This window comes from Streptosporangium sp. NPDC048886, from assembly GCF_055586905.1.
In genome coordinates, this window is the sequence record NZ_JBVJHH010000021.1 from 142,560 (window position 1) to 164,669 (window position 22,110).

A 22,110-nucleotide genomic window follows, 5' to 3' on the forward strand; every position below is an offset into this window, starting at 1 on the left:
AACTCATCCTGTCACTTTCCCAGGTTGTGTGCACGGCTGTCCTGGGCTTTCGGGCGTCTATGCAGAGGACTATGAAGCACCGGCTTGTCTGTAGTTCTCTGCGCTACGGTGCAGTTGTTCCCCTACTCGCGTGCGCGACGGTGAGGTCCCGGCGTGGATGGCGGGCGGGCGCAGATCATTGAGCGGGGCGTGCTGACCGCCCCGGATGAGGCGTGGAACGTGGCGGTACGTCGGGGCGGAGGTGATCGGCCGGCTGGCTGCTGAGCCGCGGGTGGGATTGGCGGCCGCGGACGCGGCGGCGTCCGAGCTGGGGATCTCGCAGCGTCAGGTGTACATGTTGCTGGGCCGGTGGCGCGCGGGTGAGGGCGTCGTGTCGGACCTGCTTCCCCGGCGCTCCAGCGGCGGGCGAGGGCAAGCTCAAAGCTTTCCAGCATGCCGGTTCGACTGGATAGATCTGTGGGAGCCTTCCAATGCGGGTGGCTCAGCATATTTCCAGCACGCTGGTAACTTTTCAACCGCAAAGTCCGGCAGGGTGGCGTCATGAGCACCGGAGCGCGCGGCCCCTACCGCACGAGCGTCGCTCGGCGCGAGGCGATCCTCGACTCCGCCCTCCAGATCTTCGTCGCGCACGGGTACCGGTCCACGTATCGGACGACGCGGCCGCGCACCGGCTGATGCGGCACGTCGCGGCGGCCTGGGACGGCCTGCAGGTCCTGTCGTTCTACCTGGCCGACATCGACATCCCCGGCCAGCTCGAGGAGTACGCCGCGCGCGTCGTCCGCGCCGCGAACGCGCCCCTGTGGCGACCGCCGGAGCACGAGGCCGAGGAGGCCCACTGGCCGCCCCTCCTGCTCGCGGCGGCACGCACGTACGCCCGCCTGGGCGGCGACACCAGAATGGTCGACGTCGCCGGCGAAGCCGGTGTCACCCGCGCCGGGCTCCAGCACCAGTACCCGACCAAAGGCGACCTGCTGTCCGCCGTCCTGGACACCTGCGTCGCACCCGTCCTCGACCTGCCCGCGCACGGCTATCCCGCGTCATGGCTGCGTACGGTGCGTTTCGAGCACCTGCCCGAGGGAGTGGTCGGCGCCTCGGTCGTGCTCGCCTGCGAGGCCACCGTCGCCACCCATCCGGCGCACCGATGGTTCGTCGAGCACTACACGGCCGCCGCCGAACGTGCCGCCACCACCCTCTCGGCCGTCTCCGGCCGGGCCGGAGACCACCACCGCGACGCCCAGACGAGACGGCCGACGTCACCCGGCAGAATCACCCCTGGATCTCGGCCGGCCGGTCCGCGGGCGCGGACGCCTGGCCGGGCAGGTCGAGGAACGTCCCGACAGGCGACCAGGCGGAGACGGTAAGCCGCAGGACGGCGAGCGATCCGATCGGCTCACGGGCCGGGCCGGCGCCGCGGGGGCCTTGGGGAGCGTGGCCTCAATCGCGACATCGACTGTTTACGTTCGAACAAAGGCTAACTTGCTTTTATGGAAACGTCAACGTGAATGACCCCTTCTTCGGCATTTTTGCAGGTGAATGCTGCTGTATTTTGCAATTGACGTGAAGTCGGACGCAGAGTCCGACCCTAGCTTCTTGCAATGAGGTATCCGCTGGCGTAATACTGGTCCATTCGCCCCCGCGGATGCGTCGAGCGGACCACAGCAGCAGGAGGCAACACCGATGCCCGGAGGCAGGCTGACCCACCAGGATCGCCGGCAGATCGCCGAGGGACTGGCCGAAGGACTCACCTACACCGAGATCGCCGGTCGCCTGGGACGGCCGATCTCCACCGTCACCCGGGAAGTGACCCGTAACGGCGGCCCCGGCGGCTACCGGGCCGACCAGGCGCACCGGGCGACCGAAGGGCGCGCTCGCCGGCGCAAGCAGACCCCGGTCCCAGGGCCACCGGCCCTCACCGACGCGCACGGGCGCGACCCCGAGGCGGTCCGCGACCTGGAGGAACGGTTCACCGCGATGATGATCGGCACGGGGCTGCCGCGCATGACCGCCCGGGTGCTCACCTGCCTCTACACCACTGACAGCGGCAGTCTGACCGCCGCCGAGCTCGTCCAGCGCCTCCAGGTCAGCCCCGCGTCCATCTCCAAGGCCATCGGCGAACTCGAGCAGCAGGAGCTGATCCGGCGTGAACGCGACCCGCATCGGCGGCGCGACCGGTACGTCATCGACGCCGACGCCTGGTTCCGAGGCTGGATGGCCAGCGCCAGGCAGAACACCTTGCTGGCGGATTTCGCCCGCGAGGGAGCCCAGGTCCTCGGCGCCGCCACCCCCGCCGGCACCCGGCTGCAGGACATCGGCCAGTTCTTCGAACATGTCGGTCACGCCATGCTCCAAGCGGCCGAGCAATGGCGGCAGGCCTATTCCGCCAGGCGCACGACAGACGGTTAGGCGTCCTCCTCCCGGCCGTGGCCCCAGCCGCCATCCGATGGCTCGATCTTGTTCTCGGAAGCGCTGAGGCGGGATCTCTCCCCGGTGTGGCGCGTGAACGACCTGTTCCGGTGGCCTTTCGTCCTGCCGATGCCCCGGTCAGCTCTCCCGGTGCACCATGAGAAGAAACGGTGGCCAGGCTCAGCGGAGCGCTCCGCGCCTGGCGTTCAGGACGACTTGCAGGTGGTCCCGTCCGCCCGGCCATTCGGGTAGTCGGGGTAGGCCCACCGGCATACGTCCGTCATGTTGACCTGCTTCCCGCCGGGGCCGAAGCACCAGTAGTTGCCCGGGCCGCCGCCGGCGGCGACGTATCCCTGGTCCTTGCAGTAGGCGTTCATGTCGCTTCCGGACAGGGTCCCGAGCACCTTCGGGCCCGGAGCGGCCTGCTCCCCCACGTCCGATGACGGCTTCTCGCTTACCTCTGGTCGTGCAGAGGGCTTCTCCTCCACGGCTGGTCGTGGGGAAGGTTTCTCCTCCGCGTCTGACCGTGGTTTCTCACTCACGTCCGATCGCGAATGAGACTTGTCTTTCCCGTCGGATCGTGAGGTCGGCTTCTCGGAGGCCGAAGACTCCGTGCCGTCCGACTTCGACGCATCGTCCGGGCGTTGCGGCTTCCGCGTACCGGCCGTTGGAACCGTCCGGGGCCGGGGGGACGGCGATCCGGTCCGGCCCGCCACGGTGTCGGCCGGGCTGGGTGACACCGGGATGGCGCCGGAGCGCGGGGCCCGTAAGGCGTCGGAGTTCTCGCCTCCCTGATCGAAGGGGATGACGGAGTAGGCGATGCCCAGGGCCGCGAGCAGGGCCAGGACCGTGGCACCGGCCAGGACAGCGCGGCGGCGTTTGCCGCCGGCCGGCGCCCGGTCCTGCCCGTCGCCCTGACGCGCCCCGGCGGCCTGGCCGATCGGAGGGCTTCCGGTCAGCCAGGCCGGACCCGGCAGGCCGCGCAAGCCGTCCACGACCTCCGCGGCGGTGGGCCGCCGGGCCGGGTCCTTGGCCAGGCAGGCGCGGACGATGGCGCAGAGCCGCCCGTCCAGCCCGGTCAGGTCCGGCTCGTCATGGAGGATCGACCGCATGACCGCGGGGATCGACTCGCCCCTGAAGGCCCTCTCCCCGGTGGCGGCGAAGACCATGGTCGCCCCCCAGGCGAACAGGTCGGCCGCGGGCCCGACCTCGCCACCCGCGATCTGCTCGGGCGCCATGTAACCGGGGCTGCCCACGACCTGGCTGGTGATGATCGACCGGCTGAGGTCCAGCGCCCGGGCGATCCCGAAGTCGATCACCACCGGGCCGTCCAGGCCGAGCAGGACGTTGCCCGGCTTGAAATCCCGGTGGACCACGTCCGCCTGGTGGATCGCGGCCAGCGCCGTCGCGGTGTTGAGCGCCAGCCGTTCCAGCGCCGCCCCGCTGCGCGGGCCCGTGCCGCGCACCGACTCCTGCAGCGACGGCCCCTCCACGAATTCGCTGACTATGTAGGGTTGTCCGTTCACGGAACCGCTGTCGAGCACCTTCGCCGTGCAGAACAGGGCCACCCGCTTGGCGATTTCGACCTCGCTCAGAAAGCGGGCCCGGGCGCTCTTGTCGACGACCAGGTGCGGGTGGAGCAGCTTTATCGCCACCCGCTGCCCCGGAACCGCGCTACCGACGTAAACTGTGCCCTGACCGCCGGTACCGAGCCGGCCCTCAAGGCGGTACGGCCCCACCGCTTCCAGATCCGAGGGCAGCAGAGCCATCCACTCGGGCACGTTTCCTCCAGCGTCGAATAGGCGAGATCTTGTCCGCTGCCACCCTCTGAGCAACGGTTACGCGTGACCGCCCGCTCAGCGGTGACGGCGTCTCCACGGCCACCGGCAGGCGGCGCCCTGGCCGTCGGTCCGAGCCGCCCGGCGGGCCGGTGGGGACCGAGACACCCGGGGGTCGGCGGACAACGGCGGTGCGACCGGCCATATCTTGTCTCTCACAGGGTCATGATCAGAAAGCAGATAGACAGTATCGTCTTTTTGCAGTCGGAGACAGGCCGTCGACGGGTGGAGTTCATCGAGGGAGCGGGCCGGAGCCACGGACCCACCGGTAAGCGGCCCCGGTCCCTCGGGTCAGGCGGGGCCCGTGCCCGAGCCGAAGGAGCCGCAGTTCCAGAGGGAACGGACATGGGCGATCAACTGGGGGCCCACGGCGCGCAGACCTTCACGGTCGTTCTCCGCGACCGGGACCGTGACGAGGGCGCTGGTGGCGGCGACGAGCATGCGGCAGGTCAGCAGTCCCTGATCGTCGGTGACCCCCAGGGCCTCGGCGTAGACGGAGGCCATGAACGCGTGGAGTTCGCGCCGGCGGGCGACGGCTTCCGGGCCTGCGGCGTAGATCTCGACCAGGTAGATGCGGGTGTAGGGCCACTCCGCCTCAAGCGCTTCGAGGTAGACGGTGATGGCCCGCTCGTAGCTCTCCATCGGGTCGCCGCCCGTGCCGGACGTCCTGATCGCGCCCATGACCCGTTCGAAGAGCAGTCCGCACGCATGGTCGAAGGCGGCCATGAAGCAGTCGAGTTTGGAGTCGAACAGCCGGTAGAAGCTCAGGCGCGACACCCTGGCACGCTTGAGGACGTCCTCGATGGAGGTGGCGACATACCCCTTCTCCGCCATGACCTCGGCCATCGCCCGGCAGAGACGCCCACGCTGCAGCCGGGCCACCTCTTCGGGCGGCAACGCGTTCCGCCCTCGGGGTAACCGGTGCGACCTCGACATTCACTCACCTTAAAGCAGCCGGACCCCTCCCCCAGCGCTCCCGCCCGTCCGGGGCGCGCGCCGGCGGAGTCGGCGCTCGCGGCGGGCGACCATGTGGTGGCGGCGGTGCGCCGGCCCGAGAGCGTGGCCGATCCGGAGGCCGAATACCCGGACAACTGCCTGATCGCGAAGTTCGACGCCCGGTCATCGCCGGGTGAGCCGGGATGACGCGGCACCGTGCCCGCCGGGACCCCGTGCAGGGGCGGTAGGCGTCATCCAGCCTCTCCGAGGACGGGGGCGTTCGGAGAATTGGCCATCTCATGACCGGCGGCTCAACAGGATGGGAGCGCCTCGCCGTACATCACTCCTGTTACTCTATGCTCCATATTGATTACCTTGCGTCACTAAGGGAGCTAGTGTGAAGGTCGCCTGCGTCGGCGGCGGACCCGCCAGCCTGTACTTCTCGATTCTGATGAAGCTGGTGGACCCGTCCCACGACATCACCGTCTACGAGCGTAACCCGGCCGGCTCGACGTACGGCTGGGGCGTGACCTACTGGGACGACGTGCGCAACAGTCTCCACGGCACCGACCCCGAGTCCGCGCGCGCCATCAGCGAGAGCTCGGTCCGCTGGGACGGCTGGGTCGTGCACGTCCAGGACCGCACGACGGTGACGGTGGAGCACGGGGATGAGGGCTTCGGCATCAGCCGGCGTGAGATGCTCGGCATCCTCGCCGAACGGGCCCGCTCCCTCGGGGTGCGCATCGAGTTCGAGCACGAGATCACCGACGAGGGCGAACTGGCCGATGCCGACCTCGTGGTCGCCGGCGACGGCGCCAACAGCGTGCTGCGCGAGCGCCACGCCGACCACTTCGGCACCGAGGTGGTGGTCGGGCGGAACACCTACCTCTGGCTCGGCACCACCAAGGTCTTCGACTCCTTCACCTTCTCCTTCGTGGAGACCGCGCACGGCTGGATCTGGTGTTACTGCTACGGATTCAGCAAGGAGCACAGCACCTGTGTCATCGAGTGCTCTCCCGAGACCTGGAGGGGGCTCGGATTCCACGAGGCGAACGAGGCCGACAGCCTGGCCCTCCTGGAGAAGATCTTCGCCGACATACTGGACGGGCACCCGCTGATCGGCCGGGCGGACGCTGACGGCGGCGCGTACTGGCTGAACTTCCGTACCCTGACCAACCGGACGTGGTACCGCGGCAATCTCGTCCTGCTCGGGGACGCCGCGCACACCACGCACTACTCCATCGGCGCGGGCACCGCCCTCGCGCTGGGGGACGCCGCCTTCCTGGCCACCGCGCTGCACGAGGAACCACAACTCCAGTCCGCCCTCGCCCGCTACGAGCGGGAACGCAGATCCGGTGTCCTGGCCGCCCAGAAATCGGCCCGCTACAGCGCCCAGTGGTACGAGAACCTCCAGCGCTACATCAACCTTCCGTCGCCGCAGATGTTCGCGCTGCACGACCAGCGATACTCCTCGCTGCTCCCGCACGTCCCGCCGCGGCTGTACTACCGGATCCACCGAATGGTCATGCAGTTCCAGTCGCTGCGCGGCCGGCTGGGCTCGAAGGGCCGCACGGGCCCTGAACGCCAGGGCGCCAGAATGAGGTGATCGCGGCGCGGATGGCGTCGGCGAGCGTTGCCGGGATGCCTTTTCCGGTGGGACCGGGGGTCAGCTCCCCTTGGCCTGGCGCGTGGTGAGGGCGTCGAGCAGGCCGGGGAACGCCTCGTCCATCTCAGCGCGGCGGAGGGTGTTCATCCGTGAGGTCCCGACGTAGTACTGCCGGATCAGGCCCGCCTCGCGCAGGACCTTGAAGTGGTGGGTGGCGGTGGACTTGCTGACCGGCATGTCGAAAGCGCCGCACTTGAGGTCCTCGCCGGAGGCGTCGAGCTGCGTGACGATGCTCCGGCGGACCGGATCGACGAGGGCTTCCAGCACCTGCTGGAGGTCGAACTGCGACACCTCCAGGTGCGATGGCGTACGTCCCATGGGCCCAATAGTACAACACTCATCAAAGTTTGATAGCGATCAAACTTGTGGCTACAGTGGAAGGCGTTCACAGCGAGCGGAGGACGGGCGACATGGCAAGGACTGTACGCTTCCACGAGGTCGGCGGGCCCGAGGTGATGCGGCTGGAGGACCTGGAGACAGGCGAGCCGGGACCGGGCGAGGTGCGGATCCGGGTGGATGCGATCGGGATCAACAGGGCCGAGGCGCTGTTCCGGCGCGACCAGTACATCGAACCTGTTAAGCAGCTGCCCGCCAGGCTCGGCGCTGAGGCCGCCGGTGTGATCGAGGCGGTCGGCCCGGACGTGATCGGGTTCGAGGAGGGGCAGGCGGTCAGCAGCGTGCCGGGGTTCTCCCAGAACGACTACGGCGTCTACGCCGAGCAGGCGATCGTCCCCGCGGCCGCGCTCCTGCACCGGCCCGACGGCATGGACGCGGTGTCGGGCGCCGCGGTGTGGATGCCCTACCTCACCGCGTACGGCGCGTTGGTGGAAGTGGGCGGAATGCAGGCGGGCGATGTGGTGGCGCTGAACGCCGCCTCCAGCAGCGTCGGCCTGGCCGCGATCCAGACGGCGAACCGGGTGGGGGCCACGCCCGTCGCCGTCACCCGCACCGGCGACAAGAAGGGACGGCTGCTCAAGGAGGGCGCGGCCGAAGTGATCGTCTCCGAGGAGGAGGACGTGCCGGCCAGGCTGCTGGCCCTGACCGGCGGCAGGGGCGTCGAGTACGTCTTCGACGCCGTCGCCGGGCCCGGCGTGACCGCCCTGGCGCGGGCGGTGGCCCCGGGCGGCACGCACTTGCTGTACGGGGCGCTGAGCGGGCAGCCGACGCCGTATCCGGGATTCGACCTGGGCATGCCCGCCCTCAACATGCGCACCTACACGGTGCTGGAGACCACGAAGGACCCGCTGCGGCTCCGCCGGGCCGAGGCGTTCGTCGTCTCGGGCCTGCGTACCGGAGCCTTCCGGCCGGTGGTGGATCGCCTGTTCCCGCTGGAGGAGATCGTGCAGGCACACCAGCACATGGAGTCCAACACCCAGTTCGGCAAGATCGTGGTCACCGTGGCCCGCTGACACCGGGTTCGGTGTCCGGTGCGTCGCCCTCCTCAGTGGCACCAGCTGCTGGGATCACCCCTTCGAGCCGGTGAAGGCGATGCCGGCGATGAGCTGACGTTGCATGACGACAAAGAGAACGATCACCGGCAGTGAGGCCACGACCGACCCGGCGAACAGGATGGGGAAGTTGGTCAGGAACTGGCCGCGCAGCGAGGCGAGGCCGGCCGACAGCGTCATCATCTCCGGATCGGTATTGACCACCAGCGGCCAGAGCAGGCTGCTCCACGACCACATGACGGTCAGCATGCCGAGCGCCAGCAGGCCGGGTCTGACCAACGGGAGCAGGATGTGCCAATAGATCTGCAGCGGGTTGGCCCCGTCGATCGAGGCCGCCTCGTCCAGTTCCCTGGGCAACGACAGGAAGAACTGCCGGAGCATGAAGGTGCCGAACGCGCCGAATACGCCCGGCGCTATCAGCGCCTGCAGCGAGTTCAGCCAACCGAGCCCCTGCATGATCTCGTACCGCGGAATGAGGAACAGCTCTCCAGGCACCATCAGCACGGCCAGGAAGAGCAGGAACAAGACGCCCCTGCCGGGAAAGCGCAGCCGCGCGAAGGCGAACGCGGCCAGCGAGCACAGCAGCAACTGTCCGGCGGTCACGGCGGCGGTGACCACGACCGTGTTGAGGAACTGCCTGGCCAGCGGCACCGACCGGAACACGTCGGCGAAGTTCGACCACTGCCAGGAGGGCGTGAACTTCGGCGGCACCCGCAGCGAGTCCGGCAGGCTCTGCAGCGAGACCACGAGCTGCCAAGCGAACGGTGCGAGCATCACCAGCGCGCCGGCGGCCAGGAACACATGCGCCGGCCAGGTCCTGGGCTTACTCATAGTGCACCCACTTCTTCTGCAGCCTGAACTGGATCGCGGTCAGCACCAGGATCAGCCCGAGCAGGATGACGGCGATCGCCGCGGCGAGCCCGCGCTGGTTCTGCACGAAGCCCGTCTCGTAGAAGAGGTAGACGATCGTGCGGCTGCCCTCCAGGGCCGGGCTCTTCGGGTCGATCATGAGATAGACGAGGTCGAAGACCTGCAGCGCGTTGATCATCGTGATGACCACGACGAAGAACGTGGTGGGCGTGAGCAACGGCAGCGTGATGCGGAAGAACTGCCGTAACCGCCCGGCTCCGTCGATCTCGGCGGCCTCGTAGTAGTGACGCGGAATGCCCTGTAGCCCGGCCAGGAACAACACCGCGTTGTAGCCGATCGAGCTCCAGATCCCGACGACCGCGATGGCGTAGATCGCGAAGTCGGGGTCGCCGAGCCAGTAGGGCCCGTCGATCCCCAGCGCGCCCAGGACGTGGTTGATCGTCCCGAAGTCGCCGTTGAACAGGTAACTCCAGGTCAGGCCCACCGCGGCGGGCATTGTGACCACCGGCAGGAAGTAGAGGGTCCGGTAAAGGCTCAGCCCGCGCAGCCCCGGCACGTTCAGCAGCGCCGCGACGACGATGGACAGCGGCACGCCGGCCAGCACCAGCACCGAGTAGAGCAGGGTGTTGCCGAGCGCGCCGTACATCTCCTCGTCGGTGAACAGGTCGGCGAAGTTGACCGTCCCCACCCAGGTGTAGCCGCCGAAGACTCCCGACTCGGTCATGCTGAGATACAGGGTCTGGGCGATGGGCCACAGGTAGAAGACGGCCAGACCCAGCGCCATCGGGGCGATGAGGAGGTATCCCCACGCCCACTCGCGCCTGGAGTGCATCGGTTACTCCTTGGCCAGGATCTCGTTCATCTGCGTCGCGATCTCCTTGGCGACGTCGGCCACCGGCCGCTTGCCCGCCCAGGCCTCGGCGAGCAGCTTGTTCTGCACGTCCTGCCACTGCGCGGTGTTCAGAGACACCGGGTACGGCACGCCGTACGGCATCGAAGCGTCGTAGGTCTCCTTCAGGTGGAAGGAGGGGAAGGCCTTGAACCAGCCCTCCTGCGTGCCCTCGCGGAGCGAGAGGGCACCGCCGCCGCTGTCGCTGAGGATCCTCTGGGCCTGCTCGGAGGCGACGAACTCGGCGAAGGCCGCCGACTCCTTCGGATGCTCGCTCTTGGCCGAGACGGCGTTGGCCAGGCCGAGCAGGATGACGGCTTCCTTGCCAGGGCCCTTGGGCAGCGGGGCCACGTCGATCCGCTCACGGATCTCGGGGTTGGCCCAGAATGTGGGGGCGAACCAGACGCCGCCGTACAGCATGCCGTACTTGCCGGACTGGAAGAGCGTGATGGGGTCGGTGTCGGCGTAGACCTCCGCCACGGGGCCGACCCGGTCCTTGATCATGTCGGTCCAGTACTCCAGGCCCTGGATCGAGGCGGGGTCGTCGAAGCCGCTCTTCTTGCCGTCCTGCGACAGCACGTGGCCGCCCGCCTGGAGCATCGTGGGGTAGAAGGCGCCCTGGTCCCACATGTGGGCGAGGATGCCGAACTGCTTCTTGGACGGGTCGGTCAGCTTCTTGGCCGCGGCCTTGACGTCGTCCCAGGTCCAGTCGGCGGTGGGGTAGGCCGCTCCGGCGGCGTCGAAGAGCTTCTTGTCGTACCAGAGCGCCGGGATACTCACGTTGTGCGGCAGGCCGTACAACTTGCCGTCGTAGCGGTACCCGTCGACGACCGCCGGGGGAAGGCCCTGGGCCTTCGACTCCTCGATCGGGGTGATGATCCCGCCCTTGGCGTACATGCGGACGTTGAGGCTGTTCATCCAGAACACGTCGGGTGCGGCGCCGCCGGACGCGGCCGTCTGGAGCTTGGTCCAGTACTGGTCCCACGGGGTGATCTCGAGCTTCACCGTGACGTCAGGATTGGCCTGCTGGAAGGCCGCGATGATCTTCTCCGCGCTCGCCTGGTCGTTCTTGTCCCAGATGGCGTAGCTGATCGTGGCCTTCCCTGAGGCTTGCGGCTCGTTGGACGAGCCGCAGCCGGCAGTCATGACGGCCAGGCCGGTGAGGCAGGCGAGGGGTAGGCGGAAACGCACGTTTGTCTCCAGGGGGTGGGGGGTGTTCAGGGCCGCAGGTTGGAGGTCCAGACGGCGAGCTTGCGGTCGATCTCGGCCCTGGTCCGGGGATGGCCGGGAGCATCGGGGCGTTGCTGCCAGGGGCGCGGACCGGTGGCCGGGCGATATTCCACACCCAGGGCGTCGAGCCGTTTTTCGTGTACGGCGAGCCGTACGAGAAAGTCCTCGAAGTCGCGCTCGTCGCTCCACATCGCCTCGGCGAAGGCGGCCAGTCGTGGGAAGGCCATGTAGTCGAGGAGCCGGGGCGAGTCGATGTGCTCGGTCCACAGCGCCGCTTGCGCGCCGAGGATCCTGCTCCGCTCCTCCCCGGTGAAGCCAGGGGAAACCGGATCGAAGGCGTGGACAGCGCGCAGGGAGGTCACGCTGCCGATCGGCACCGGCTCCTGATCGCCCTCTGCCTGGCGGAAATCCAGATACGTCTCGGCGAACGGGGAGACGACGACGTCGTGGCCGGCTCGCGCGGCCAGCGCCGCGCACCTGTCGCCGCGCCAGGCGGCGACGGTGACGCCCGGTGGCAGGCCACCCTCCAGGAGCTCGTCCCAGCCGAGCGGCTTGCGCCCGCGCGCCAGCAGGTAGTCGGTGAAGTGCCGCATGAGCCAGCTCTGCAGCTCATCGGCGTCGCGCAGGCCGAGGTCACGGATGCGCTCCTTGGCGGGAACGCTCTCGTTCCACTGGGCCTTGGGGGTCTCGTCGCCGCCGACGCAGATGTACTCGCCGGGGAAGAGCTCGAGGACCTCGTCGAGGACATCGGTGAAGAAGGCGATCGTGTCGTCGGAGACGTTGAGCACGTTCTCGCCGACGCCCCACTCGGTGCGCACCTCCAGGGGGACGTCGAGGTTGCCGAGCTCGGGGTAGGCGGCGATGGCAGCCTGAGTGTGGCCGGGAAGGTCGATCTCCGGGACGACCGTGACGGAGCGGTCGGCGGCGTAGGAGACGATCTCCCTGATGTCGTCCTGGCTGTAGAAGCCACCATGCGGGCGCCCGTCGAACAGGCGGTGCCGCTTGGCGCCCAGCGGGGACTCGCGCCGCCAGGCGCCGATCTCCGTGAGCTTCGGGTACTTCCTGATCTCCAACCGCCAGCCCTGATCGTCCGTCAGGTGCAGATGGAGGACGTTGAGCTTGTGCGCGGCCAGCAGGTCGATGTATCTCAGCAGGTCGTTCTTGGGCAGGAAGTGCCGCGCGACGTCGATGAGGCAGCCGCGCCAGCCGTACTTGGGGGCGTCGACGATCTCGATCGTGGGGATGCTCCAGGTTCTGTCTCCGGTACGGCCGGCGCGGAAGGCGGCCGGGTCGAGCAGCTGGCGAAGAGTCTGCGCACCGTAGAAGGCGCCGGCCTGGGCCGAGGCCTCGATCAGCACGGACTCCGTCGTGGCGGTGAGCCGATATTCCTCGGGCCCGAGGCCCGCGGTGTGGCGGATCTCGACCCCGCCGGGGCCTTCGAGCAGCGGTAGGCCCGTAGCTGGGGTGAGGGCCTGGCGGAGCCATGTCGCGGCGCCGGCCAGCACCGGGTCGGCGGTCAACGGCGTCGCGGCGGTGAAGGTGAACCGCCGTTCTCCGAGTGTGCAGCGGGATGGCGCCGGGATCGGGGTCACAGTGCCTGCACCGTCCGGGTCTCGCGGGCGCGTTCGGCGGCCCGGACGACGAGGTGCCCGGACAGGGCTTCGGCCGGGTCGGCGCCGAGCGGGGCCGGGTCGGCCACGGCCACGATCCGCGCCCGGCCGTCGGCAGCCGCCGCCCTGGCGTAGATCCGGCCACGCGCTCCCGCCCCGACGACGGCTATGGTCACTGTCATTCGCAGACCCCCTTTATTACAGGCTCCATAAATATTCATAGATGCGGCCTTGCCGTCAAGACCTTCCGTGCCGGATGATCCAGCTAGCCCGGGGGCGACATAATTCAGAGATCATTGATAGTGAGGAGCAAGTCCGTGCAGGCCAGTGGTGGGGACCTTCAGTGGCTGCGTCAGCAGAACATGCTGAACAGTCTTCGCGCCCTGCGTGAGGCGTGCGCACCACTGACGCTCACCGAGCTGGTCGCGCAGACCGGGCTGTCACGAGCCTCCGTGGGCGACGTCGTCGCCGAGCTCCAGCAACGTGGCTGGATCGCCGAGGTCGAGCCCACGCCGGGCACCTTGGGCAGGCCGGCCAAGCGCTACCGTTTCCGCACCGACGCCGGGCATGTGCTGGGCATCGACGTGGGAGTTCACAAGGTCCTGGCCGTGGTCACCGACCTTGCGGGCCGGACCGTCGCCAGCGGCCGGGTCGCCGTCGACCGGCACACTGCCCGGCATGAGCGACTGGAGGCCGCGTGGAGGGCCATCGACGCCGCGCTCGTCGCCTCAGGCCTGGCAGCCTCCGACCTGTGGGGCGCCACCGCAGGAAGCACCGGCGTCGTCAACCGGGAAGGGCTGGTCACCCGGGTCAACGACCTCCCCGACTGGCCCGGAGTCGACCTCGCCGGCCATCTCGGGCAGCGGCTGCCCTGCCCGATCACCGTCGAGAACGACAGCAAGCTCGCCGCCCTCGCCGAGCAGCGGCTCGGCGTCGCGGCAGGCGTTCGAGACCTGGTCTATCTGCACGTCGGCCGCCGACCCGGCGCTGCGCTCATCCTCAACGGCCGGCTTCACCACGGGTTCAGCGGGGCCACCGGCGAGGTCGGCCTCATGGAGATCACCGGGTGGCGCACCATGGCCGGCCACCTGGAGAGCTGTCCCGCGGCCGCGGGCGCGTCACCCCAGGAGGCTGCGCGGCTCGTCTTCGACGCGGCCCGGGCCGGAGACCCCGAAGCCCAGGCTGCCGTCGATGTCTACGCTCGCCACCTCGCCCTGGGCGCCGCCGCCATGGTGCTGACGCTGGATCCTGAGCTGGTCGTCCTGGGCGGTGGCTTCTCCCGCTCGGCCGACGTCCTGCTTCCCGCTCTCAACCGGGCCCTCGAACCCCACTGCCTGCGCCTTCCCGACATCCGCCCCTCGACGCTCGGTGAGGAATGCGTCGCCTTGGGCGGAGCCTGCCTGGCGCTGGACCATGTGGACGAGTGGCTCTTCTCGCTGGAAGGGACCATCTCCAGCCCCGCCGCCCCTCAGCGTCTCCCCTGACGCCTCTGCTCGCGAAGGGTCGGCCGAGCAACATTCACCTTGCCCGACCGACCCTCGTCGTCAGGCTTTCTCGTAGGGGATGATCTCGGCGAGGGCGGAGGCGCCGCCGATGCCGTAGTCGGAGCGCAGCCTGACGTATCGGGCCGAGACGCCCTGGAGGCTGACGTCGTTGGGCGCGGTCATGCGGGGCCACTCGACAGCCGTGACGTCCCTGAACGTGATGCCGTCGTCGCTGACCTGCACCATCCCCTTCAGGATGGTGCCGTTCATGTTCGTGCGCAGCTTGGGCTGGAACCGTACGGCCGACAGTTCCCTGACTCGGCCGAGGTCGACGGTGATGGTGTGCGGCTGCGGCGGGACCACGGGGTAGTCGGAGTGGAAGTCGGTGGTGAGCTTGCCGTCGACGGCATTGCGCGGGTCGCCGATGCCGGGTTTGAAGGTGCTGGCGGTGGCCTTGAGCTCGGCGGGCGGGATGCGGCGCCCGACGGGCTCCGTCGGCCAGATGTGGCGTCCCTTGCCGGGCTCTTCGGTCACGGGTTCCCGGTCGGGTCCGGTGCCCTTGCCGCGGACCAGGATGTCGGTGATGACGGAGCCGTGGTCGGAGTAGAAGGGATACTGCGGGTCGAGCGGAGTCCGCTGGTGGCGGGGCAGGCGCCGGATGTCGGCGCGGGAGCCCAGGACGCGGACGTCCTTGCCGCGGGCGAAGACGTAGTCGATGCGGCCGGGGATGGCGCCCATGCCGTGGAAGGGGCTCCACGTGCGGCCGGGGTACATGCCGGCGTCGGGGTTGGCGTAGCGGAAGGTGTCCATGAAACCGGCGTCGGTGTAAAGCTTGGTGTACGGCCAGGGCAGGACCACGCCGCCGTGGCCGGGGGCATCGGCGAACTGCTCGCTCCAGTCCAGGTGCGACTGCGCGTTGAGGTCGCCGCCCATGAGCACCGGCGCGTCGTCGTCGCCGATGAAGGACGGGATCGCCTTCTCGAGGATGGCCTTGCCCATGGCGACCCGGCGGAGGTTGTCGCCCTCCAGGATCTGTCCGTTGGTCTTGGTGCGCGGGAGGCCGTGGGTGTTCTGCACCGCCGCGTCGTGGGTGTCGCCGTAGGCCCAGCCGTCGTGCCAGGTCCAAAGGCTGAAGGCATGGACGTGCTTGCCGTTGGGCAGGCCCAGCCGGGCGCCGCCGAGGTTGAAGGAGTCGATGTCGGCGTCGGCATAGCGCGGGTACACCTTCTCGACCTTGAGCTTGGTGTACAGCCACAGGTTGTCGCCGTTGTGGCTGTAGTCCTCGGGCGTGGTGAGCTGCACGCCCGTGAAACGGTCGCCCTCGGCCCGCCCGACGTTGAGCCCGTCAAGGATCTTCTGACCGGACCCGTACCCCTCGACCACGAAGAGGATGTCGGGGTTGACCTCGTTCATGTAGTCGATCATCTGGGTGAGGTTCTCGCCGGTGGTCTCCTTGCGGTCGAACGTGCCGCCGACGAAGAGGTTCCACGCCATCAGCCGGAGCGGTGAGCCCACGTGCCTGTCCGGCAATGAGGTCACGGAGACGTCGACCGTCACGTCCTTGTCGGGGAGCACGAACGGGCGGCCGCGTACCTGCCCTTCACGGCTGTAGAGGGTGTCTCGCGCCCATACCTGGTCGCCTCTCCTGACCGTGGTGACGAACTCTTCGACGCGGTGGGGGCGTGGTTTGCCGGTGGCGACCACAGTGCAGGTGCTGCCCGGGCCGTCGCCGTCGCAGTCCAGCCTGTAGCTCGGTCTGGTGCCGCGGTCGGCGGCGGCTGCGGTGGTGTTCGTGGCGGCGAGCAGTCCGGTCAGGGCCACGGCGACGGCGAGGGAAGGGGTTAAGCGGCGCATGGGCATCCCTTCAAGCGAGATTTCCGGGGGGTCGAGAGGTCGGTCTCAGGGGCGGCGTGCGAGGAGTGCCGGCAGGTGAGGCGCAGCGGCGGTGCGGGGTGTGAGCCAGGACCAGGGCCGCAGTGCCGAGTGCGCGCTGGCCGACGGCGGTCGGCGCTTGCGGCCCGCCGGCCCGGGCGGCCTTGAAGGCGGTCCTCATGGCCTCGTCTTACGCGAGCGTTCAGGCCGCGTACGCCGAGCGCGTGCCCGGCGTACGCGCGGACACGGCACTTCCGGTTGTGTTCCGGGCAGGGTGGGAGATGGCGCTGAGTAGGCGCAGCTGACGCAACCTCTGCGGGTCGTCACAGCCGGTCGGCACATGGTTGCTCATTATTGACAAACTCCAGAGGAAGTTGTTCCAAGTGCAGGCTCTCCTACTGGGATCATTCCGACATCAGTGCCGCGCCGCAAGGTCTTCATAGTGAATATTTATAGAGAGTGCAATAAGTGCCGAGTTTATGGCCGTCGACGGCACGGACTCGCTGATCCTTTCGAACCGCGGACCAATCCGGCTCTCCGGGCTGGCCGGCGCGGTGACGACCTGGTCGGTGTGCCGGAGGCCGCCATCAGCAACGCGTCGACCAGCGCGATCACGGTATGGCCGAGCATGATGCCGAGTACGGCCGGCAGACCGAGGCGGCTGGCGGACGCGCGGCGGTCTGCGGTGCTCGCGGCCCAGGCGTCCCCGGTCGCCGCGCGCGTTGCCCTCTGTGCCTTCCACCCACTGGAACCTCAGGCGATGCGCCCGAATCCTCGCCGTGGAGCGACTGCCGGCAGCGGGCCTGGCCTGGCCCGTCGTCACCGATGACGCCGGGAACCTCGCACCGCGGTGTCCTTCTGCCGTGTTCCGACCGCACCCCGTGCCGGGTCCACGCGTTCGAGCTTGGTCCAGCCGGTCCAGCCTCGCTTCTTCAGCAGCTCGATCAGCCGACGGGCCGGCGGCACAGTGTCGAACGCCAGTGTGTCCATCAGCTTGGCGAGCGGTGGCTCGATGTCGATGTCGTCGATATAGTCCTCGCCCCTCTCCTCGGCCATCTGCGTGATGTAGGCGGCCAGCTTGTCGGCCAGCTCGACCAGCCGTGGGTCGTCGGCGGTCCGGGCAAGAGCCTGGCCCAGGGTGAGAAAGAAGTCGATGAGCCGCGGATCGGCGATCTGCTCCCGCTTGCGCGCCATCCACTCCGGGACTCGCTCGGGTGAGTGCGCGGCCAGCAGGATCCAGCCGTCGCGCTCGGCCTGGGCGATCGGCTCGTCGACCCCGAGCGCCCGCAGCCGCTCGAGATACTCGACCACCTCCGGGGGCAGCGCCAGGCTGTCCCCGGCGGCGAGCCGGGCGATCCGCTCCCGGTGCCGCTGCCGCTGCCGGATCTCGGACCGCAGCCGCCTGTCGATGTCCGCGACCGCCGCGGCGAACTCCTCCTCGTCGGCCTGCAGCAGCTCCCGCACCCGCGCCAGCGGGACCCCGGCCTCGGCCAGGGTCCGGATCCTGATCAGTTCGACCACGGCGCCGGCGTCGTATCTCCGGTAGCCGGAGTGGTCCCGCCCCGGCTCCGGCAGCAGCCCCTTGGCGTGGTAGTGCCTCACCGCGCGCACCGTCACTCCGGCGTAGGACGCCAGCTCGCCGATGGTCAGCATCAGGCCAGTCTTCCAGGAGTCGCTAAGAAATCGCCTGGCCGGCCGGGTCTTGTGCACTCCGGATGATCTGGGCGATCTCCGGGGCGTGGGTGAGGACCAGCCCGTGATCGGCATCGAGCCAGGACGTGGCGATGTGCGGCTGCTCGTGGACAAGCCGCTCGACACCGGCGCGCCAGTTCTGGTTGAACCGCGGCGCGTGCCCTTCGCCGCTGTCGCCGGCCATCGAGGTCGACATGATCAGGCTGATGGGCCGGTCGACCTTCCTGTACCGGTCAAGGATCCGGGACCGAACCACATCGATCTCGACATTCAGCTCGAGAATCTCCTGGGCGGTGAGCAACACCTGACGCGCGGTGCCCCGCTCGGCCTCCTGCTGCGCCGCCAGGTCCTCCCACATCGCGCGGAACTCCGGCAGGAGGGCCTCGGTGATGAACGGTTCGGGCACCGGGTTCGCCCCGTCGATGAGAACGAGCTCGGCGACGGTGCCAGGATGCTCGGAGGCATAGTGCACAGCCAGGTCCGCGCCCAGCGAGTAGCCCACGAGCACGGGCGCCGCATCCAGGCCGAGGCGTCCCAGCTCCGCCATCACGGCGACCAAATCACTGAGGAACGCCTCGAAGGAGTAGCGGTCGGCGGCCGAGGCGAGGCCGTGGCCCCGGAGGTCGAAGGTCACCACGTCGTGATCGCGCCGCAGCCGCCGGGCCAGCTCGTGCAGGTCGGCCTGTGTCGAGTTCAGCCCGGGGCACAGGACCAGCGGTCGTCCCCGGCCACCGCGAGACACCGGGATCGTGACGCCGTCGTGGTGGATCGTGAAGTGCCGCATCCTCCTGTCGCCTCTCTCAGCCTGCTCCTCGTCGCCGCCGTGGTCGCCGTACGACTTGCGCGGTCCGGCGACCTCGATCGCACTGGTTCTCGTGGTCATGCCACCATGTTGAGAGGTTGACCCTGCGTCAGGGTCAACCGCCGCGGCGACATGACGCCCGCACACCCGCGGCCGCCGACTTCCGCCCCTTCACCGGCGACGCCCCGCACTCCTACCGCACCGGCGACACGCCCGCCGACGTCACCGTCGTCATCGCCTCCCCCGCCGGCTGAAGGCGTGTCGGCGACCTGAGGTGCCTGGAGGTGACCGACCGTGAAATGAAGGTCGGCGAGAAAATCACACTGCGTGTGCGTACAACGACGCGGACAGTTCTCCGAACCGCCGCTTATCTGGGAACCGTCCGAGGTTCACAGATCAGAAAAAGGATTCCTCTCATGTCGCGTACGCGTCGCACCATCACCGCCCTGACCCTGACCGCGGCCGGTCTGGCCACCACCGCCGTTCTTGCGGCTCCGGCTCACGCGGCGGGGGTCACCGTCACGGTGGGCTCGTTTCAGAACATGTCCGTCGTGGGGACAACCGGTAACGAGAACATCGACATCAACCCCTTCAGCGGCAAGGTCACCGTGACCTCCAGCCTGCACTCGGTAACCGCGGGTGCGGGATGCGTCCAGCAGGGGCCCGGCACGGTCTCCTGCGCGGGCGTCACGACCATCACGGTCAACGTCAGGACCGGCAACGACACCGTGCGCAACAACACCTCCCTGTTCGCCGAGATCTTCGGATCGGCCGGTTCCGACCGCCTCTCCGGCGGTTCCGGCCGTGACATCCTCGTGGGAGGCAGCGGCGACGACTTCCTGTTCGGCAACGGCGGCAACGACACCACCGACGGCGGACCCGACTTCGACACCTGCGCCGGCGAGTCCGAGCCCAACTGCGAGGCCTAGCAGAACCAGGGCACCGGAGATCGGCCCTCTGCCGGCACGCGACGACGTCCAGGCAGGCGGCATCCCGGGTCCCGGGCGGTGGCCGTGCCGTACTGAGCGCCGGCCTGGGCGGCGCTCAGTACGGGGCACGGGTGTCGGTGGGGATCAGCCCTCCGAAGGGCCTGCGCCGGCGCGGCGGACAGGCATCCAGGTGGGCGTGGGATCGGTGGTCAGGAAGTCGGCGACCAACCCGGTGCACAGCCCGGACTTCTCGTGGAGGAGGAGGTGGGACGCGCCGGGAACGACGGCCAGCTGGGCGTCAGGGAGGCCCCGGTACAGCTCCAGCGTGTGCTCCAACGTGACGATGTCGTCGTCGGCGGTCATGACCAGCACCGGGCAGGTCACGGTGCGGAGATCAGCCGGCGTCAGGCCGCGTTCCTCGGCCACCGCCCGCACGATCTTGGCCACCACGACCGGGAGGTGATCGGCGCCGTCGGGCGACACCTCCGCATAGGCCGCGACCAAGGGAGGGGGCAGCGGCCCCTCGGCGGAGGGCCGGACGATCATGCCCTCCGCGTCGAAGGCGCCGCTGATCAGGACGAGCCGGTCGACCAGGTCGGGGCGGCGCACGGCCACCCACAGCGCCACGATCGCGCCGGCACTGTAGCCGGCCAGCCGTACCGGCCCATCGACGACCTTGTCCAGGAACGCGATGGTGTCCCGTGCCATCACCTCGACCGTGATCGGCCCCGGCACGTCGGCGGTGTGGCCGTGGCCGCGACGTTCGGGCAGCAGCAGCCGGAAGCGGTCGGCCAGCGCGCCGAGGTTGCCGTCGAAGTCCCTGCTGTCGGAGAACCCGCCGTGCAGCAGCACCAGCGGCTCTCCTCCGCCCCGCTCGTCGTACCACATGCGCACGCCGTTCACATCCGCGTAGTCCGCCATCGTGTCGCCGTCCTTCCGCTCCGGTCCCGGTGACCGCCACCGGGTACGCGGGTAATACGGAGCGGCGGTCGGAAACTCATCGCCGGTCCGGGAGATCTTTCAGGACGTCGCCTCGGGCTCCAGGGTGGCCGGCAGACCGAACAGCGGGAACAGCCGGTCGGCGTCGAGGTGGGTCGTCACCTCGACGATCAGCCCGCCCGAGAGTGCGAGGACCACGAGCGCGAACGGCTCCAGCCTGCCGTCCGGCCCGGCCGGCTGGTACTGCGCGAACGCGGGCGAGCCGTTGGCCGTGGTCGGCACCAGGCGCGCGCCCGCGCAGGGCCGCCCGGCCGCGAGCAGCACCCGGCGGATCGCGGCCCGTCCACGCAGCCACCACAGGAACGGCGGCATGGACGTGACGGCGTCCTCGTGCAGCAGCGCCATCATGGCCTCGACGTCGTAGCGCTCGAAGGCGTCGCAGTACCGGGCGAGGAGACGCCGCTGCGCCTGGTCCATCGGCCGGTACGGCTCGCCCGGGTCGGCGGAGACGGCCCTCAGCTTCGACCGGGCGCGTTGCAGCGCGCTGGTGACGGACGCGACGCTGATGTCCAGCAGCCGGGCGACCTCGTCGGCCTTGCAGCACAGCACGTCGCGCAGGATCAGCACCGCCCGCTGGCGGGGCGGTAGATGCTGCAGCGCGGCGACGAACGCCAGGCGGATCGTGTCGCGCTGCGCGGCCAACTCCGCCGGATCGCCGCCGACGGGCAGCAGGCGGCCGTCCGGCGCCGGCTGGACGAAAGCGCTCTCCGGGAGCGGCGCTCCGAGGTCGGGACCGGCCTGCACGGAGGGGCCGAGGTCGATCGCCCGGGCCCGGCGCCGCGCACCCCGCAGCATGTCGAGGCAGACGTTGGTGGCGATGGCGTAAAGCCACGACCGCAGCGGCGCACGGCCCTCGTCGAACCGGTCGAGACTCCGCCAGGCGCGCACCAAGGTCTCCTGCACGGCGTCCTCCGCCTCGAACGGCGAGCCGAGCATCCGGTAGCAGTAACCGGTCAGGGCGGTCCGGTGCCGCTCCAGCAGGTCCATTCCCTCGGACTCAGGCATGTCCTCCCTCCCAGAGGCGGTCTGGAAGCCCTCCGGATCGGCGGTCTTCTCCCGGACGTGTCGCCAGCTGCCGACCAGCGTGCCACACGTCCGCGACGGCGTCGCGGACGGAGGAGCGCCAAGCGGCCGACGGCACCCCGCCGGCGGCCAGCGCCTGCAGCCCCTCCTCGATCCAGCTGTCACGCGGCGTGCGGGACGCGCCCATGATGTGCCTCACCTCACCTCTCCCCGTGTATACGCCACCGTATAAACCGGGTTAGTCTCAGTTTATACGGTGGCGTATATATGACCGGAGGCAAAGCGATGAACAGTGGTTCTGCCGTCCTCCCCTGCCCGCGGCCCGGGCGCCGGCCGCGGGCGGCGGGCACGAGCTCCGCATGGCGGTCCTCGTGAACCCCAACGGCCTGCCAGGGCGGCTGTACATGGCCGCCATCGCG

At 69.3% G+C, this 22,110-nt stretch carries 22 protein-coding genes; 9 read left to right on the forward strand and 13 right to left on the reverse strand.

What is annotated here, in order from left to right; genetic code table 11:
* The first annotated feature begins 540 nt into the window (after nt 1-540).
* From ACZ6R6_RS26080 to ACZ6R6_RS26090, 3 genes are all read left to right on the forward strand, one after another.
* Complete coding sequence (locus ACZ6R6_RS26080) at nt 541-675, forward strand: hypothetical protein (RefSeq protein ID WP_470097449.1); 135 nt, start codon at nt 541-543, stop codon at nt 673-675.
* Nucleotides 675-1,361 (forward strand): hypothetical protein, encoded by a 687-nt coding sequence (locus ACZ6R6_RS26085; RefSeq protein ID WP_470097451.1) that lies wholly within the window; start codon nt 675-677, stop codon nt 1,359-1,361. Before ACZ6R6_RS26080 ends, ACZ6R6_RS26085 begins: the two co-directional genes overlap by 1 nt.
* Nucleotides 1,362-1,677: 316 nt before the next feature.
* Nucleotides 1,678-2,403 carry a GbsR/MarR family transcriptional regulator gene (locus ACZ6R6_RS26090; protein ID WP_470097453.1) on the forward strand — a complete coding sequence of 242 codons (726 nt, stop codon included), beginning with the start codon at nt 1,678-1,680 and terminating at the stop codon, nt 2,401-2,403.
* Nucleotides 2,404-2,609: 206 nt separating this feature from the next.
* On the opposite strand, the gene ACZ6R6_RS26095 is transcribed toward ACZ6R6_RS26090, so the two are convergent.
* Both ACZ6R6_RS26095 and ACZ6R6_RS26100 read right to left on the reverse strand, forming a co-directional pair.
* On the reverse strand, nt 2,610-4,184 hold the full coding sequence (locus tag ACZ6R6_RS26095; RefSeq protein ID WP_470097455.1) for a serine/threonine protein kinase: 1,575 nt from the start codon (nt 4,182-4,184) through the stop codon (nt 2,610-2,612).
* A gap of 348 nt (nt 4,185-4,532) precedes the next feature.
* Nucleotides 4,533-5,177, reverse strand: coding sequence for a TetR/AcrR family transcriptional regulator (locus ACZ6R6_RS26100; RefSeq protein WP_470097456.1), 645 nt, complete (start codon nt 5,175-5,177; stop codon nt 4,533-4,535).
* A 397-nt stretch (nt 5,178-5,574) separates the two neighbouring features.
* Here ACZ6R6_RS26100 and ACZ6R6_RS26105 point away from each other — a divergent pair, with 397 nt between their 5' ends.
* Nucleotides 5,575-6,783, forward strand: a complete 1,209-nt coding sequence (locus ACZ6R6_RS26105; protein WP_470097458.1) for an FAD-dependent monooxygenase — start codon at nt 5,575-5,577, stop codon at nt 6,781-6,783.
* A gap of 60 nt (nt 6,784-6,843) precedes the next feature.
* Here ACZ6R6_RS26105 and ACZ6R6_RS26110 read toward each other — a convergent pair whose 3' ends face one another.
* On the reverse strand, nt 6,844-7,161 hold the full coding sequence (locus ACZ6R6_RS26110) for an ArsR/SmtB family transcription factor (RefSeq protein ID WP_470097460.1): 318 nt from the start codon (nt 7,159-7,161) through the stop codon (nt 6,844-6,846).
* 92 nt (nt 7,162-7,253) lie between these two features.
* Between ACZ6R6_RS26110 and ACZ6R6_RS26115 the strand changes: the two genes are divergently transcribed.
* A complete protein-coding gene (locus ACZ6R6_RS26115) occupies nt 7,254-8,252 on the forward strand; it encodes a zinc-dependent alcohol dehydrogenase family protein (RefSeq protein WP_470097462.1) in 999 nt (332 codons plus the stop codon).
* A 54-nt stretch (nt 8,253-8,306) separates the two neighbouring features.
* On the opposite strand, the gene ACZ6R6_RS26120 is transcribed toward ACZ6R6_RS26115, so the two are convergent.
* Genes ACZ6R6_RS26120 through ACZ6R6_RS26140 form a run of 5 tightly spaced genes read right to left on the reverse strand, consistent with a single transcriptional unit; the run spans nt 8,307 to nt 13,072 of the window.
* Entirely contained in the window at nt 8,307-9,122 is an 816-nt protein-coding gene (locus ACZ6R6_RS26120; RefSeq protein ID WP_470097464.1) for a carbohydrate ABC transporter permease, read from the reverse strand.
* The gene (locus ACZ6R6_RS26125) at nt 9,115-9,993 is read right to left on the reverse strand and encodes a carbohydrate ABC transporter permease (RefSeq protein WP_470097466.1); all 879 of its coding nucleotides are present in this window, start codon (nt 9,991-9,993) and stop codon (nt 9,115-9,117) included. The genes ACZ6R6_RS26120 and ACZ6R6_RS26125 overlap by 8 nt, the downstream gene beginning before the upstream one ends.
* A gap of 3 nt (nt 9,994-9,996) precedes the next feature.
* Nucleotides 9,997-11,241, reverse strand: coding sequence for an ABC transporter substrate-binding protein (locus ACZ6R6_RS26130; protein ID WP_470097468.1), 1,245 nt, complete (start codon nt 11,239-11,241; stop codon nt 9,997-9,999).
* Nucleotides 11,242-11,267: 26 nt separating this feature from the next.
* Nucleotides 11,268-12,872 carry a beta-N-acetylhexosaminidase gene (locus tag ACZ6R6_RS26135; protein ID WP_470097470.1) on the reverse strand — a complete coding sequence of 535 codons (1,605 nt, stop codon included), beginning with the start codon at nt 12,870-12,872 and terminating at the stop codon, nt 11,268-11,270.
* A complete protein-coding gene (locus ACZ6R6_RS26140) occupies nt 12,869-13,072 on the reverse strand; it encodes a hypothetical protein (protein ID WP_470097472.1) in 204 nt (67 codons plus the stop codon). The genes ACZ6R6_RS26135 and ACZ6R6_RS26140 overlap by 4 nt, the downstream gene beginning before the upstream one ends.
* A 135-nt stretch (nt 13,073-13,207) precedes the next feature.
* On the opposite strand from ACZ6R6_RS26140, the gene ACZ6R6_RS26145 reads away from it, so the two are divergent.
* On the forward strand, nt 13,208-14,374 hold the full coding sequence (locus tag ACZ6R6_RS26145) for an ROK family protein (protein WP_470097474.1): 1,167 nt from the start codon (nt 13,208-13,210) through the stop codon (nt 14,372-14,374).
* A gap of 60 nt (nt 14,375-14,434) precedes the next feature.
* On the opposite strand, the gene ACZ6R6_RS26150 is transcribed toward ACZ6R6_RS26145, so the two are convergent.
* The 3 genes from ACZ6R6_RS26150 to ACZ6R6_RS26160 form a co-directional block, all read right to left on the reverse strand.
* Entirely contained in the window at nt 14,435-16,228 is a 1,794-nt protein-coding gene (locus ACZ6R6_RS26150; RefSeq protein WP_470097476.1) for a discoidin domain-containing protein, read from the reverse strand.
* A gap of 837 nt (nt 16,229-17,065) precedes the next feature.
* A complete protein-coding gene (locus ACZ6R6_RS26155) occupies nt 17,066-17,899 on the reverse strand; it encodes a MerR family transcriptional regulator (protein ID WP_470097478.1) in 834 nt (277 codons plus the stop codon).
* Between the two features lie 22 nt (nt 17,900-17,921).
* Nucleotides 17,922-18,821 (reverse strand): alpha/beta fold hydrolase, encoded by a 900-nt coding sequence (locus tag ACZ6R6_RS26160; protein ID WP_470097480.1) that lies wholly within the window; start codon nt 18,819-18,821, stop codon nt 17,922-17,924.
* A gap of 17 nt (nt 18,822-18,838) precedes the next feature.
* Between ACZ6R6_RS26160 and ACZ6R6_RS26165 the strand changes: the two genes are divergently transcribed.
* Nucleotides 18,839-18,994 carry a hypothetical protein gene (locus ACZ6R6_RS26165; protein WP_470097482.1) on the forward strand — a complete coding sequence of 52 codons (156 nt, stop codon included), beginning with the start codon at nt 18,839-18,841 and terminating at the stop codon, nt 18,992-18,994.
* Nucleotides 18,995-19,156: 162 nt separating this feature from the next.
* Nucleotides 19,157-19,669, forward strand: coding sequence for a calcium-binding protein (locus ACZ6R6_RS26170; protein ID WP_470097484.1), 513 nt, complete (start codon nt 19,157-19,159; stop codon nt 19,667-19,669).
* A gap of 144 nt (nt 19,670-19,813) precedes the next feature.
* Here the strand turns inward: ACZ6R6_RS26170 and ACZ6R6_RS26175 are convergent, their stop codons facing one another.
* Together ACZ6R6_RS26175 and ACZ6R6_RS26180 are read right to left on the reverse strand one after the other, a co-directional pair.
* Nucleotides 19,814-20,590, reverse strand: coding sequence for an alpha/beta fold hydrolase (locus ACZ6R6_RS26175; protein WP_470097486.1), 777 nt, complete (start codon nt 20,588-20,590; stop codon nt 19,814-19,816).
* 99 nt (nt 20,591-20,689) lie between these two features.
* On the reverse strand, nt 20,690-21,751 hold the full coding sequence (locus ACZ6R6_RS26180; RefSeq protein ID WP_470097504.1) for a sigma-70 family RNA polymerase sigma factor: 1,062 nt from the start codon (nt 21,749-21,751) through the stop codon (nt 20,690-20,692).
* A 251-nt stretch (nt 21,752-22,002) separates the two neighbouring features.
* On the opposite strand from ACZ6R6_RS26180, the gene ACZ6R6_RS26185 reads away from it, so the two are divergent.
* Nucleotides 22,003-22,110, forward strand: a 108-nt coding sequence (locus tag ACZ6R6_RS26185; protein ID WP_470097506.1) for a DUF2867 domain-containing protein, incomplete at its 3' end; no start/stop codon positions are given.

What these genes read in the sequence shown, in the direction of transcription:
- ACZ6R6_RS26115 (WP_470097462.1), top strand. Translation starts at nt 7,254, where the DNA reads ATGGCAAGGACTGTACGCTTCCACGAGGTCGGCGGGCCCGAGGTGATG.
- ACZ6R6_RS26160 (WP_470097480.1), bottom strand. Translation starts at nt 18,821, where the DNA reads ATGACCACGAGAACCAGTGCGATCGAGGTCGCCGGACCGCGCAAGTCG.
- ACZ6R6_RS26155 (WP_470097478.1), bottom strand. Translation starts at nt 17,899, where the DNA reads ATGCTGACCATCGGCGAGCTGGCGTCCTACGCCGGAGTGACGGTGCGC.
- ACZ6R6_RS26100 (WP_470097456.1), bottom strand. Translation starts at nt 5,177, where the DNA reads ATGTCGAGGTCGCACCGGTTACCCCGAGGGCGGAACGCGTTGCCGCCC.
- ACZ6R6_RS26125 (WP_470097466.1), bottom strand. Translation starts at nt 9,993, where the DNA reads ATGCACTCCAGGCGCGAGTGGGCGTGGGGATACCTCCTCATCGCCCCG.
- ACZ6R6_RS26085 (WP_470097451.1), top strand. Translation starts at nt 675, where the DNA reads ATGCGGCACGTCGCGGCGGCCTGGGACGGCCTGCAGGTCCTGTCGTTC.
- ACZ6R6_RS26090 (WP_470097453.1), top strand. Translation starts at nt 1,678, where the DNA reads ATGCCCGGAGGCAGGCTGACCCACCAGGATCGCCGGCAGATCGCCGAG.
- ACZ6R6_RS26140 (WP_470097472.1), bottom strand. Translation starts at nt 13,072, where the DNA reads ATGACAGTGACCATAGCCGTCGTCGGGGCGGGAGCGCGTGGCCGGATC.
- ACZ6R6_RS26080 (WP_470097449.1), top strand. Translation starts at nt 541, where the DNA reads ATGAGCACCGGAGCGCGCGGCCCCTACCGCACGAGCGTCGCTCGGCGC.
- ACZ6R6_RS26120 (WP_470097464.1), bottom strand. Translation starts at nt 9,122, where the DNA reads ATGAGTAAGCCCAGGACCTGGCCGGCGCATGTGTTCCTGGCCGCCGGC.
- ACZ6R6_RS26110 (WP_470097460.1), bottom strand. Translation starts at nt 7,161, where the DNA reads ATGGGACGTACGCCATCGCACCTGGAGGTGTCGCAGTTCGACCTCCAG.
- ACZ6R6_RS26170 (WP_470097484.1), top strand. Translation starts at nt 19,157, where the DNA reads ATGTCGCGTACGCGTCGCACCATCACCGCCCTGACCCTGACCGCGGCC.
- ACZ6R6_RS26175 (WP_470097486.1), bottom strand. Translation starts at nt 20,590, where the DNA reads ATGGCGGACTACGCGGATGTGAACGGCGTGCGCATGTGGTACGACGAG.
- ACZ6R6_RS26150 (WP_470097476.1), bottom strand. Translation starts at nt 16,228, where the DNA reads ATGCGCCGCTTAACCCCTTCCCTCGCCGTCGCCGTGGCCCTGACCGGA.